We start from the raw sequence: 13197 nt of genomic DNA, 5'->3' as shown, positions 1-13197 counted from the left end.
CGCCCGTGCCCGCGCTCATGCGCTGCGCTCCGCGCGGCGCCGCCGTCTGGCACCGATCAGCAGGGTGGCGCGGGTCGACGATTGCCCGAAGCGCGCCATGCGGCTGAATGCTGCACGGTCGATCGGTACATAGGTCTTGTCGGTGTCGGTCTCGTCGCGTTCGGGCTTGATGTCGGGGTCGTGGATGTATACGAAGTCGCGATCGATGGCCGCGACCACGACCCAGTGCGGTGCCTTTTCGCGGGTCAGGCGGTACGAGCTGATCAGAACCACCGGTACCACGTGACGAGCAAGGTTTTGCTGCATCTGCTCGACGCCGAGCGGCTGATACACGATCGGAATGCCGGTGGCGAGTGCCTGCTCGTGGTAATCCTCGTGCACCACGGTCAGCACCTGGCGCTTGGCCTCGTCGCGCAGACCGTCGATGAACGGCACGCGGTCGTCGTTCAGGTGGATTGCCACGTCGAAACCGCGCCGGCGTGCCGCGAGCGCCAATCCGCGCGGCCCGCAACCGCCGTGGCCCGAGGTCATGAAGATCGTGGTCGCTTCGCGCCACAGGCGCAGTTCCTCGCGCTGATCCATCGCCGCAGCGCCATCGAGTGCCCGCATCGCCATCAGCAGGCAGGCCGGTCCGCAGGTGAACGGCGTGGTCTGGCCGTAGTACGGGACGAACAGGTCGGAGCGCGTGCCGCTGTAGTAGCGGATGCGCTTCTCGAACCGCAGCGCTTCCTCGTCGTCCTCGTAATAGTTCGGAATGGTGCCGAACAGGCGGTAGCCGAGCTTGCGGTACAGCGCGATCGCCGCCTGGTTGTCACGTCGCACCTCGAGGCGCAGGTGCGCGCAGCCGGCACGACGTACGGCTTCCTCGCCCGCAGCCATCAACGCCTCGGCGATGCCCCGGCCGCGTGCGTTGCGATCGACACAGATCGAATAGAGCCGCGCGAGTCGCGTTCCACGGTGTTTCAGCAGCAGGATGTAGCCGAGCAGGCCCGATGCATCCGCAGCGACCAGCAGGTCGTCGATGTCGCTTTGCAGGAAGCGGCGAAAGCTGCGTCGGCTGAGACGGTCGCTGTCGAAGGAGTCGTCTTCCAGGCGTACCAGCGCGTCCAGATCGTCCAGTGTTGCCTCGCGCACGGTCGGCGTCGCAGTCGCTACTGCCGGGATGAGGCCCGTCGCTTGCGACGCATCACGTTCCATGCAGTTCTCACTCCACCAGCACGGGATAGCCCCGCGCAGTCTAGCCGTGCCCGATGGTACACGCAAAAATGCGCAAACAGAGCCTGCTGTCATGCGGCGCGGTGTCTGCTACGATCGCGCGCACATTTTTCTCAGCCGCATGCTTCCGTGCTCAAGATAGTCGTCGATGATCTCTCCGACTGGGGGCCTTTCTACCCCAGTGAGCACGTCATTTCCTTTGCGGACTATCTCGCGCTGGGCGAGGAGACGCTGAAGCAGCCGTTGCGCGTCATCAATCTCTGTCGCAGCGACCGCTACCTGTCGCGCGGATACTATTGCTCGCTGCTCGCCGAGGCGCGCGGACACCGCGTGCTGCCGGGAGTGGCTACGCTGAACATCCTGCGCAACCGCAAGCTGTTCATTCTCGAATTCGACGACATTGGCGAGCGCGTCGACAAGCTGGTCGCCGAGCATTCGCCGCAGAGCCCGGAGTCGTTCACGGTCCGCAGCTATTTCGGTACCGTGCAGGAAGAGATTCTGGCACCACTGGCACGCCACCTGTTCGAACGTGTCGCGTGTCCGATTCTGGAGATCGAGTTTCGCAAGCGCACGCGCTGGGAGATAGCGGCACTGACGCCACTTTCTCCGGGCGAGCTGGACGACGCCGAGCAGACGGTGTTCGCGAACGCGCTGGAGCGCTACAGCCGCGTGGTGTGGCGCCGTCCGCGCGAGCGCACGCGCTATCGTTACGACATGGCGATCCTGGTCGACCCGCAGGAGCCACAACCACCGAGTGATGCCAAGGCGATCAAGCATTTCCTGAAGGCTGCGAAGGGTCTCGGCATTGCGGCCGAACTGATCAAGCGCAGCGATTACGGGAGGCTGCAGGAATACGACGCGCTGTTCATCCGCGCCACCACCGCGATCGACCATTTCACGTACCGCTTCGCGCAGAAGGCCGAGTCCGAAGGCATGGTCGTGATCGATGACCCGACCTCGATCCTGCGCTGCGCCAACAAGGTCTATCTGGCCGACCTGTTGCGGATGCGGCGCATTCCGGCGCCGGACACGCGCATCCTGATGCGCCAGTCCCACCCACGCACGATGGCCGCACTCGCAGGCCTGAGTTTCCCGATGGTGCTGAAGATCCCTGACGGTTCGTTTTCCAGGGGCGTGGTCAAGGTCGCGAACGAGAGCGAACTGCAGGAACAGTTGCGCGACCTGTTCCGCAAGTCGGCGTTGCTGCTCGCGCAGGAGTACCTCTACACCGATTACGACTGGCGCATCGGCGTGCTGAACAACCGTGCGATCTACGCCTGCAAGTATTTCATGGTACGTGACCATTGGCAGATCTACCGTTATGGGGCCGGCGGTGATGTGGACAGCGGGCGCTACCAGACGATGCCGACGCACGAGGTGCCGCGTGCAGTGATCGAGGCCGCGCTGCGCGCCATACGGCCGATCGGCAATGGGCTCTACGGGGTCGATATCAAGCAGTCGGGCGATCGTATTGCGGTGATCGAGGTCAACGACAATCCCAGCATCGAGTCCGATGTCGAGGACCAATATCTCGGATTCGAGCTCTACCATCTGATCATGGAAGATTTCCTGCGTCGCCTCGACGAGCAGCGCGCCAACCGTCCCCGTTGACGTCGCATCGCACGCACGGGATGATCGCTCGGCAGGTGCAGGAGCACCGCTACCCTAAGAACAGGATCAAGGAGCATGGACGTGCATCAGTGGCGGTTTTTCAAGGCGGGCGGTTTCGATCAGGTCAGTCTGGAGCGTGGTGAGGATTTTGCGCACCTCGCCGAACTCGACCAGAAGCTGTGGGCGGCGCTGGCGTGTCCGGTCGCCGGTCTGGAATGCGACCCGACGACGCTGGCGCTGATCGATACCGACGGCGACGGACGTGTGCGCGCCTCCGAACTGCTGGTGGCACTGCAATGGGCCTTGTCCTGCCTGTCGTCGCCGGATGAACTGCTGCAGGATGATGACGCGCTGCCGCTCGCTGCAATCGACGAAACAACGGAGATGGGAGCTGCCATCGCCATCGCCGCACGCACTGTGCTGCGCGATGCAGAGCGCCCCGATGCCGGCGTGATCGATATGGTGACCGCCACGGCCGCGGCCGAACGGCTGACCGCGCGCGGACTGAATGGCGACGGCGTGGTGCACCCGCACAGCAGCGACGATGCCGCGCTGGTGGCCGATATCCAGTTGCTCGTCGACAACGGTTTTGCAGTCGAAGGACGTGACGGCAAAGCGGGGCTGAGCCGTGACGGTGTCACCGCAGCACAGGCCGCCGCTGCTGCCTGCCTGGTGTGGCAGCGTGAGGGTGGCGTCGACCCGGGCGTCTTGTTGCCTGCCGGTGAGGGCACGGCGGCAGCCAGCGTGGCGTTGCAGGCGGTGAAGGCGAAAGTCGATGACTTCTTTGCGCGCTGTCGCCTGGCGGCATTCGATGCGCGCGCCGAAGCCGCGCTGAATCGCGAAGAGAGCGCGTGGCTTGCGCTCGCTGCGCAGGATCTCGGTGTCAGCAACGACGAGATCCGCAACTTCCCGCTTGCGCGCATCACGGCGCATGCACGTCTGCCGCTCGCCGGGTCGGTCAACCCGGCCTGGGCGAGCGCACTCGGCGAACTGCGCGAGGTGGTGACAAAGCCGCTGCTTGGAGAGCGCGATACGCTCGATGAGACCGATTGGGCCGTTCTCTGTGCACGTCTTGCACCCTATGCAGACTGGCAGGCACGCAAACCCGCCACGGCGCTGGCCGATCTGGATGCAGTGCGTCTGGAGCATCTGGCAGGTGATGGGTTCGGCAAGGCAATGGGCGCCCTGATCGACGAGGATCTCGCGCTCGAGCCGGCGTTCAATGCACTCGGCGATCTGGTGAAGCTGATCGGCTTCAGGCGTGATCTTGCCCGGCTCACGCGCAATTTCGTCAACTTCCGTGATTTCTACGAGCAGCAGGAGCCGGCGATATTCCAGTGCGGCACGCTGTATCTGGACCAGCGCAGCTGCACGCTGTGCCTGCAGGTCAACGATGCGGGCAAGCATGCGTCGCTGGCCGGCATGGCCGGAGCCTACCTGGCCTACTGCGACTGCGTGCGCAGCGCGAGCGGGGAAAGCATGCAGATCGTCGCGGCGTTCACCGGCGGAGACTCGGACAACCTGATGGTCGGTCGCAACGGCATCTTCTACGACCGCAAGGGGCGCGACTGGGACGCCACGATCACGCGCATCGTCGACAACCCGATCAGCGTGCGCCAGGCGTTCTGGGCGCCGTACAAGAAGCTGGTACGCTTCGTCGAGGAGCAGGTTGCAAAACGCGCCGCGGCTGCCGACGAGGCAGCGAGTGCACGCATGCAGGATACGGTGACCGAAGCCGCTGCCGCCAGGCCGGGTGCGGCGCCGGCGAAGAAGATCGACGTCGGCACGGTAGCTGCTCTCGGGGTGGCGGTCGGGTCGTTGGGTACGGCGTTCGGCTATTTCATGAAGGCTGTTGCCGACGTGAAGGACTGGCAGGTGCCGCTGCTGGTGCTTGGCGTGATGTTGCTGATCTCGGCGCCGTCGATGGTCATGGCGTTCCTGAAGCTGCGCCGGCGCAATATCGCACCGCTGCTCGACGCCAACGGCTGGGCGGTGAACGCACGCGCGTTGATCAGCGTGCCGTTCGGTGCGCGTCTCACCGGGGTTGCAACGTTGCCATCGGGGGCGGGCAGCACGAGCGATCGTTTCGCCGCACGTCGCAGTGCGTGGCCGAAACTGCTCGCACTGCTGTTCATCGTGTGGTGGCTGTACGCGTTCCTGAAGGATACCGGTCTGCTGGACCGGTTGCTGGCGTTGTAGGGACGATGTCGTACGACGTTACGAGGCGTTGTCTCACGCGCGGACCATGTCAACGCACGAGCGCCGCGTCCCGGCGCGACACGAAGGCATCGCCATGCACCGTGCAACCCTTCGCAGCAGATTGCCGGGCACGATGGTTCAGGTTCGTCTGACAGCGCCCGGCACGCCTGCGAGCTACGATTCGACGTGGTAGTCGTCGAGTCGGGGCTCGCGGGTCCAGTTCCAGTAGTCGAGCAGTTTCCACGGTGAGAGCACCGTGACGCGTCCCTGCGCGTTGCGATACCAGCTGTGTGCCACTGCCGGATGCGACCAGATGGAGCGTGCCAGCGTGTCCTGCAGCCTGCGGTTGTACGCATCGTGCACGTCCTGTCGTACTTCGATCGTGCGTGCACCGCGCTCCAGCAGCGCACGGATGCAACCCATGATGTAGCGTACCTGGCACTCGCCGTGGAAGATCAGGCTGCCGCTGGCGGCCAGGTTGGTCGCCGGTCCGTACATCAGGAACAGGTTCGGGAACTCGGGTACGGCAATGCCGAGGTATGCCGCCGGATCGTCGCCCCAGCGCTCGGCAAGGCGAACGCCGCCACGGCCGCTGATTTCCATGGGCCAAAGATAGCGGTTGGCGTGGAAGCCGGTGGCGAACACCACGACGTCGGCCCCGAATTCGCGTCCGTCTGCAGTGCGCACCACATCGGTTCCCAGCGCAGCCACCGCCTCGTCGACCAGCGTCACGTTGTCGCGCCGCAGGGCCTGCAGCCAGCTGCCGTTGTCCTGCAGCGTGCGCTTGGCAAGCGGCGGGTAGCGTGGCACGGCGCGTTGGAACAGTGCTTCATCGTCGCCGCACTGCTGGTGGATCCACTCGCTGAACATCTCGCGCGTGAAGTCGTTGGCGGCGCTTGCCGAGCGTTCCTGGTGCGGCCACGCCGGATCGATGAACGTGTTCTCCCAGTTGCCGTCGGTCGCTGGCCAGAACAGCAGGAAGCGGTACCAGCGCCCGTAGTAGGGCAGGTGGCGGAAGCACCAGCGTGCACCGTCGCCGATTGCGCGGTGGTAGTCGGGGTTCGGGAACATCCACTGCGACGAACGCTGGAACACCGTGACCTCGCGTGCAAGCGGTGCGATCGCGGGAACGAGCTGGAATGCACTGGCCCCGGTGCCGATCACGGCCACGCGCTTGCCTGCCAGATCGACACCGTGATCCCAGCGGGCGGAGTGGAACTTCGGTCCCGCGAAGCGCTCGATCCCATCGATGTCGGGCAGCTTGGGACGGTTGAGCTGGCCCACACCGCTGATCAGCACGCGTGCGTCGAGCGTGAACTCCTCGCCGCCGCAGCGCATCGTAACGCGCCAGATGCCATCCGCTTCGTCGTAGCGCGCTGCGATCACCTCGGTATTGAAGCGTATGTGCGACTCGAGTTTGTACTTGCGCACGCAGTGTTCGAAGTAGCTGCGCAGTTCGCGGTGTTGTGCGAAGAATTCGCTCCATTCGAGGTTTGGCTCGAACGAATAGCAGTAGAAATGACTGCCGACGTCGACGCGACAGCCCGGGTAGGTGTTTTCATACCAGGTGCCGCCGGGGCCCGCGTTCTTCTCCACGATGATGAATGCGATGCCCTGTTCGCGCAGGCGGATGCCTGCGAGGATTCCGGACATGCCGGCGCCGATCACCAGCACCGGCAGCGACCGGCGCGCAGCGTACGGAATGTGTGCGAACGAGACCTCGCGGGCGTCGCGCCCGTCCAGTTCGGTTTCCTCGAGCATCATCGGCACGTATTCGGCCGGCACTTCGCCGGCGACGAGGAAACCCATCATCCGCTGCAGCGTGTCGTGATCGGGTGGCGGTGGCAGTGCGCAGCCGCGATCGCGGTAGGCACGAATCACGTCGAGCGCGTGTCGGCGTACTTCCGCCTGCTGCTCCGGTGGCATGCCACACTGCACGTCGTTCAGCGTGCACGTCAGTGGGCGCAATCCGCTGTCGAGCAGCGCGTAGTCACCACTCATGTGCATCATCGACAGCATCAGGCACGGGATGCTGGCCTCTTCGAGCGCGGCCATGATGGTCGCGTCGTCATCGTCGAAGGGCAGGCCGGCCGGATCGAAACGTTGCGTCATCGGTGTGTTCTCTCGCGTAAACAGGGGGGGGATTATGCCGGGGTCGGCAGGTTTTCGGAAATGGCGTCGTATCGTAATTTGTATGACGCTGTGTGCGGCCATTCGGCTTTGAGCCGACACGCCGGCAATGCAAGAATGAACCGTGCCATTGGCAGAATGATCCGATCCGGATCCACACTCAACGTGCGATTGATCTTTTGGATGACACGATGGAACAGGAGGGGCGCTCATGAATGACACGATCATTCCATTCCGGGTGGCGGTCAGCGACGCCGAGGTGGCAGAACTGCGCAGGCGGCTGGCTGCGACGCGCTGGCCGGATCGCGAGCCCACCGCCGACTGGAGCCAGGGCATCCCGCTCGCTTACCTGCGCGAGGTGTGTGACTACTGGGCCGGACGCTACGACATGCGGCGCATCGAACAGCGGCTGAACGCACTGCCGCAATTCCGTACCGTGATCGACGGCCTCGGCATCCATTTCATCCATGTACGCTCGCCGCACCCGCAGGCATTGCCGCTGGTGATGACCCACGGCTGGCCAGGATCGGTGATCGAGTTCCTTGACGCGATCGGACCGCTGGTAGATCCGGTTGCGCATGGTGGCGATGCCGGTGATGCATTCGACGTCGTGTGCCCGGCATTGCCCGGTTACGGCTTTTCGGACAAACCGGGCGAGGCTGGCTGGAACGTCGAACGCATCGGACTTGCCTGGCGCGAGTTGATGCACCGCCTCGGGTACGCGGGCTACGTCGCGCAGGGCGGTGACTGGGGTGCGATGGTCACGGTCGCGCTGGCGCAGGCGGACGCCGCACACTGTCGCGGCATCCACCTGAACATGGCAATCGTTGCGCCCGATCCCGATACATTCGCCAAGCTCACTGCTGCGGAGCAGAAATCACTCGCCGACATGCAGCACTACCAGGATCTGGAGTCGGGCTACGCGAAGCAGCAGAGCACACGACCTCAGACCCTGGGCTACGGTCTGGCCGATTCGCCGGCCGGCCAGGCGGCGTGGATCATCGAGAAATTTCGCGCCTGGACCGACTGCGGCGAAGGCGCGGCGGCGCACCCGGAGAATGCGCTGTCACGCGACCAGTTGCTCGACAACGTGATGATGTACTGGCTGACGAACTCGGCTGCGTCCTCGGCGCGTCTTTACTGGGAGAGCATGGCCACACCGAACATGGATCCGCTCGACGTGCCGGTCGGCATCAGCATCTTTCCACGCGAGATCCTGCGGCCATCGCGGCGCTGGGCGCAAAGGCGCTTCAGTCGTCTCGTGCACTGGAATGAACTCGAGCGCGGCGGACATTTTGCCGCGTTCGAGCAACCGGCAATCTTCGTTGATGAACTGCGTGAGTGCTTCCGCCATATGCGCTGAACGCCCGATCGGCGCCGAAACGGGCCCGATTCGGAATGAAGTGATTGCCGGACGCCTGGCCGACTGCGGGGAGACGCTTCGCGAGCACGCCCTGCTGTGGCGATCGGTGGCGTTTCGCGAGCGACGACCCGCCTGGGAGGCCGTACTGCCGGAGCTCGCTGCCGCGCTGCGTGCGCTGCGACTGGAGCAGGTCGAGGCACTGCACGCCGAGCCGCACGCGGCGCAGGCTTGGCTCGCACGCTGGTTGCCACTCGATGCAGTCGCAGGACTCGAAGCGGTAGGTGCCTGGCCACGCATGGCGCTTCGCCCGTGGCCATCCGGGTTTGCAAGTACGGTTCCGGGGCGCAAGTGGCAGCAGATCGAGGCCTTTCTGGGGGCGGTGCCGTCGGGCGGGCAGCGTGGCATCGACTGGTGTGCCGGCAAGGGGCATCTGGCGCGCGCGGCCTGCTGGCAGTGGCGATCCTGCGCCTTCGATGCGCTGGAGCGAGATGTCAGACGGGTGCACGCGGGCGAGGAACTGGTGCAGCGTAGCGGGGTGGACGTGAACCTGCACGTCTGCGACGTGATGCAAACGCAGGCGCTGGGTTGGCTCTCTCCGCAATGCCATGTCCTGGCGCTGCATGCCTGCGGGGCACTGCACCAGCGCTTGTTGCAGGTGGGCGTCGGGGCGCGCGTGGCGGCGCTGTCCTGTGCGCCGTGCTGCTATCACCTGACGGCGGTCGAGGCACCACTGGCACTGTCACGCGAGGGTGTTCGTACCGCACCGCCTCTGGTGGCTGCGGACCTGCGCACCGCGGTGCAGGAAACGGTGACCGCAGCGGGGCATGCACGGCGTCAGCGCCGCCGCATGCAGCAATGGCAGCTCGGCTTCGACCTGCTGCAACGGGAGTTGCGGGGTGTCGATGATTACCTGCCGCTGCCCGCGCAGCCGGCGACGGTGCTGCAGCATGGCTTTGCAGCGTATTGCCGTGACATCGCTGCAATGAAGCAGCTCACGTTGCCCGGCACGCTCGATTTCGCGTGCTACGAGCGTGCCGGTGCCGCACGTTTTCGCGAGGTGAGTGCCTTCGATCTGGTGCGTCACCGCTTTCGTCGCCTGCTGGAGCTGTGGCTGGTGCTCGATCGCGCGCAATTCCTGGTCGAGGCAGGCTATCGCGTCGGCGTGGGGACTTTCTGCGCACGCGAGCTGTCGCCGCGCAATCTGCTGATCGACGCACGCCTGGCTTGAGACGGCATCGCAAGACATCACGAGGCGCGTGGCAACGCCTTCGCATCGGGGGGCGTGTGCCGCAGGGATGCGGCACTCGAGCCTGCAGGGATGCATCGACGGTGTCCCACCGGTGCGAAGGCGTTGCCACGCGCCGGTCGACCGGTACCGGTACCGGATGGCACGGTGATCCGCTGCCGGGATGTGCGCGTAGAACGCGGCATCGAAGTTGTCCGTACCGGAACCAGGAGATGCAGGGCCTGAGTGTGGTGCCATCTGGCGCTGACCGTGGTTTACACTGCCGGACCAAGCCATGGACCATGGCCGACCATGAACAAGCCTGTGGCGACAGTGCAAGCCGTGCACGACGTCGACGTGTGGAGCACCCGGCTCGAAGCGGTGGCGCGCCAGCGTGATCGTCACGCGTACGCAGAACTGTTCCGCCACTTTGCACCGCTGCTGAAGTCCTTTGCACTGTCCAGCCCCGGTATGGCGTCGAATGCGTCGGCTGAAGAGCTGGTGCAGGAAGTCATGCTGAAGGTGTGGAACCGGGCCTGCACCTTCGATGCGACCAAGGCGAGTGCGACGACCTGGATCTACACGCTGGCGCGCAACTGTCGCATCGATCTGCTGCGCAGGAAATACCGGGTGCGCGAAGAAGTCGATGTCGACGAGTTGTGGGATCTGGGGACCGACGAGGATCTGCTCGACGAGCAAGTACAGCAGCAGCGCGCCCGGAAAGAGGTGCGCGAGTCGTTGCGGATGCTGCCGCAGGAGCAGCGTCGGATCATCGACAAGGTGTACATGGAAGGCAAGTCGCATACGGAGGTCGCGGCGGAACTCGGCCTGCCGCTGGGGACGGTGAAATCGCGGGTGCGCCTGGCGCTGAGCAAGCTGAAACCGATGCTGGACCGCCGAGAGCCGTGACGATGCCCCGACACCATCCCGACCCGTACCTTCTGAACGATTACGCTGCCGGCAGCCTGCCGGGTGCGGTGGCACTTGCCATGGCCGTGCATCTCGATTTCTGCCGCCGCTGTCGTGACGGAATGCGACAACTGAATCGACTGGGTGGCGAATTGCTTGGCGGTCTCGATCCGGTACCGGTTGCCGAGGACGCATTCACACGGCTGTTGCAGCGCCTGGACGACAGCAGTCCGGCATCCGCGGCCGAAGCGGTGCAACTACCCGCCCATGGTGGCTGTGCAGGCCTGCCGCGTGCGCTGCGGCGACTCGCCCCGGCCGGAGTGGAGCAGCTCGAGTGGAAGCGCAGCGGGCGAGGGGTGCGCACTTCCCGGCTGCGCTTTGGTGATCCGCAAAGAGAAGTGGCGCTCTATCGTATCCGTGCCGGCTCGCGCGTGCTGGAGCACGGACACTGCGGCAGCGAGATCACGGTGGTGCTGAGTGGTGCGTTTGCGGATCACGAGGGATGTTATCGTGCAGGGGATTTCGTTCTGCGCGGCACAACCGACGTGCACCGGCCCGTTGCCGCACCGGAGGCCGATTGTCTGTGTCTGGGGGTTCTCGAGGCACCGATCCGGCTTGGTGGTCTGTTCGGACGTATCGCGAATCCGTTCCTGCGCCTGCATCCGCGCTGAGTCACGGAGCGCCGTCAGGGACGCCCGTCCGGAGCTTGCGCGGCAGTCTCGTCGAACAGGTGCACGCGACCACGACCGGCTGACTTTGCGGCGTAGCAGGCTGCATCGGCCGCACTCATCAGGGTCGCGACGTCGCGTACCGAGGGGTCGATCGGCGCCACGCCGATACTGGCGCCGATCCTGAACTCGTGGCCTTGCCAGGTGAAGCGCAATTCACGCACGACCGCGCAGAGCTCCCGGGCGATCTCCACTGCCTTGTCGACAGGGCAGTGTTCGAGCAGAACGCCGAACTCATCGCCGCCGAGGCGCGCGAGCGTGTCGCGTTGGCGCAATCGCTGGTGCAGCAGCTGGCTCACATGACGCAGCAGTTCATCGCCGGCAGCGTGTCCGCAGCTGTCGTTGACCGCCTTGAAGCGATCCAGGTCGAGGTAACACAGTGCGTGTGTGTCCCCTTTGGAGCGAGCGTTCTCGATCGCGTTCGCAAGCCGTATCTCGAACTCCCGACGGTTCGCCAGGCCGGTCAGCGCGTCGTGTGAAGCCTGCCATGCCAGGCGTGTGGCACGCGCCTGTGCTTCGGTGACGTCACGGAAAACCAGTACAGCGCCCAGGATTTCATCGCCGACGCGCAACGGATGCGAAGAATATTCGGCACTCAGCGCCGTGCCGTCTGCTCGCCACAGCGCTTCCACCTGAGCGCGAGACGCAACACCCGTGCGGAACGCATCGTAGATCCGGCATTGCTCGGGTGGATAAGGTGTGCCGTCGCCGTGGCTGTGGTGGATCAGCTGGTGCGTGTTGCGGCCGAGCATCTCTTCGCGCCGGTAGCCGAGCATTTCGAGGGCGGCATCGTTCACGAAGGTGCAGCGACCCTGCGTGTCGAGTCCGTAGATTCCTTCGCCAGCCGACTCGAGCAGCAGCCGGAACCGCTCCTCGCTCGTGCGCAGCGCCGCTTCGACCTGGCGACGCTCTTCGATCTCGGCGAGGAGACGGGTGTTCGCCGCCGCGAGAAGCCGGGTCTGTTCGGCGATGCGTGCCGTGCGCTCATCGACCATCTGCTCCAGCCGCTGGCGCAGTTCGTCGTCGGTACGCCTGTCCTCGGTGATGTCGATGCGTACGCCCTGCAGGAACGGAGGTGTGCCGTCGACAGCGTGAACCAGCCGTGCTTCGTCGAGCAGCCAGTGGATCGCACCGCTCTTGTCCAGCACGCGGTATTCGTGATGCAGTGGTTCGCCGCCATGGCAGCAGCGTGCGTAGGCAGCACGCAGTTCTTCGCGGTCCTGCGGATGAACCTGCGCCAGCACGCCTTCGGGATCCTCGAGCAGGCGTTGCGGATCCAGACCCAGTGCGCTCGCCTGCGGGCTGATGTAGAGCAGCCGGGCCGAGCCGTCGGACGTTGCCATGTAGGTGACGGCCGGGATCTGTTCCACGAGAGTGCGGAACCTGGCTTCGGCAGCACGTTTCTCGCCGTCCAGACGCTGTTCGCGCAGTACACGCTCGATCACCGCCGGCAGCAGTTGCAGATGGGTGCGTTCGCCGTCCTTGACCAGATAATCGCGTGCGCCATGGCGCATGGCCTGCACGGCCATGCCGACGTTGTCGGCTCCGGTCAGCATCAGCACCGGAATATCGGTGCCGCCGTCGTGCGCGTGCAGCTCGGCCAGAAAACCGATGCCGTCGAGGTCCGGCAGATGGTAGTCGAGCAGGATCACTCCGGGGCGCGTCGAGCGTGCGAGCTCGATCCCTTCACGACCGGTGGCCGCTTCGAGCAGTTCGAAGTCGTAATCCGGATGCGAGCCGAGTGCACGCCGGCAGGCGAGCCGGTCCACAAGGTCGTCGTCGATCAGCAGAATGCGCACGCCAGCACGCTCCATCGC

General features: G+C 65.1%; 9 protein-coding genes. 6 read left to right on the top strand and 3 right to left on the bottom strand.

What is annotated here, in order from left to right; all coding sequences use genetic code 11:
- Positions 1–15: 15 nt before the first annotated feature.
- The gene (locus H7A12_02780; protein MCP5319746.1) at positions 16–1197 is read right to left on the bottom strand and encodes a GNAT family N-acetyltransferase/peptidase C39 family protein; all 1182 of its coding nucleotides are present in this window, start codon (positions 1195–1197) and stop codon (positions 16–18) included.
- A 105-nt stretch (positions 1198–1302) separates the two neighbouring features.
- Between H7A12_02780 and H7A12_02775 the strand changes: the two genes are divergently transcribed.
- Together H7A12_02775 and H7A12_02770 are read left to right on the top strand one after the other, a co-directional pair.
- The gene (locus tag H7A12_02775; GenBank protein MCP5319745.1) at positions 1303–2826 is read left to right on the top strand and encodes a RimK family protein; all 1524 of its coding nucleotides are present in this window, start codon (positions 1303–1305) and stop codon (positions 2824–2826) included.
- Between the two features lie 75 nt (positions 2827–2901).
- Positions 2902–5025: a hypothetical protein gene (locus H7A12_02770; protein MCP5319744.1), complete on the top strand. Its 2124-nt coding sequence runs from the start codon at positions 2902–2904 to the stop codon at positions 5023–5025.
- Between the two features lie 174 nt (positions 5026–5199).
- On the opposite strand, the gene H7A12_02765 is transcribed toward H7A12_02770, so the two are convergent.
- The gene (locus tag H7A12_02765) at positions 5200–7137 is read right to left on the bottom strand and encodes an NAD(P)/FAD-dependent oxidoreductase (protein MCP5319743.1); all 1938 of its coding nucleotides are present in this window, start codon (positions 7135–7137) and stop codon (positions 5200–5202) included.
- A gap of 229 nt (positions 7138–7366) precedes the next feature.
- Between H7A12_02765 and H7A12_02760 the strand changes: the two genes are divergently transcribed.
- The 4 genes from H7A12_02760 to H7A12_02745 all read left to right on the top strand — a co-directional run bounded on the left by H7A12_02760 (position 7367) and on the right by H7A12_02745 (position 11323).
- Positions 7367–8518: an epoxide hydrolase gene (locus H7A12_02760; protein MCP5319742.1), complete on the top strand. Its 1152-nt coding sequence runs from the start codon at positions 7367–7369 to the stop codon at positions 8516–8518.
- Positions 8519–8558: 40 nt separating this feature from the next.
- Entirely contained in the window at positions 8559–9746 is a 1188-nt protein-coding gene (locus H7A12_02755; GenBank protein ID MCP5319741.1) for a methyltransferase, read from the top strand.
- A gap of 309 nt (positions 9747–10055) precedes the next feature.
- Positions 10056–10652, top strand: coding sequence for a sigma-70 family RNA polymerase sigma factor (locus tag H7A12_02750; GenBank protein ID MCP5319740.1), 597 nt, complete (start codon positions 10056–10058; stop codon positions 10650–10652).
- A 2-nt stretch (positions 10653–10654) separates the two neighbouring features.
- Positions 10655–11323 carry a cupin domain-containing protein gene (locus tag H7A12_02745; protein MCP5319739.1) on the top strand — a complete coding sequence of 223 codons (669 nt, stop codon included), beginning with the start codon at positions 10655–10657 and terminating at the stop codon, positions 11321–11323.
- A 14-nt stretch (positions 11324–11337) separates the two neighbouring features.
- On the opposite strand, the gene H7A12_02740 is transcribed toward H7A12_02745, so the two are convergent.
- The gene (locus H7A12_02740) at positions 11338–13194 is read right to left on the bottom strand and encodes a diguanylate cyclase (protein MCP5319738.1); all 1857 of its coding nucleotides are present in this window, start codon (positions 13192–13194) and stop codon (positions 11338–11340) included.
- Positions 13195–13197: the final 3 nt, after the last annotated feature.

This window comes from Pseudomonadales bacterium, assembly GCA_024234165.1.
Classification (GTDB): Bacteria; Pseudomonadota; Gammaproteobacteria; order Pseudomonadales; family UBA5518; genus UBA5518.
This window is presented reverse-complemented; position numbering and strand designations above follow the sequence as displayed.

Bases quoted from the DNA above. Each gene is read 5' to 3' on its own strand.
- H7A12_02780 (MCP5319746.1), bottom strand. From the start codon at position 1,197: ATGGAACGTGATGCGTCGCAAGCGACGGGCCTCATCCCGGCAGTAGCG.
- H7A12_02770 (MCP5319744.1), top strand. From the start codon at position 2,902: ATGGACGTGCATCAGTGGCGGTTTTTCAAGGCGGGCGGTTTCGATCAG.
- H7A12_02765 (MCP5319743.1), bottom strand. From the start codon at position 7,137: ATGACGCAACGTTTCGATCCGGCCGGCCTGCCCTTCGACGATGACGAC.
- H7A12_02760 (MCP5319742.1), top strand. From the start codon at position 7,367: ATGAATGACACGATCATTCCATTCCGGGTGGCGGTCAGCGACGCCGAG.
- H7A12_02750 (MCP5319740.1), top strand. From the start codon at position 10,056: ATGAACAAGCCTGTGGCGACAGTGCAAGCCGTGCACGACGTCGACGTG.
- H7A12_02745 (MCP5319739.1), top strand. From the start codon at position 10,655: ATGCCCCGACACCATCCCGACCCGTACCTTCTGAACGATTACGCTGCC.
- H7A12_02740 (MCP5319738.1), bottom strand. From the start codon at position 13,194: ATGGAGCGTGCTGGCGTGCGCATTCTGCTGATCGACGACGACCTTGTG.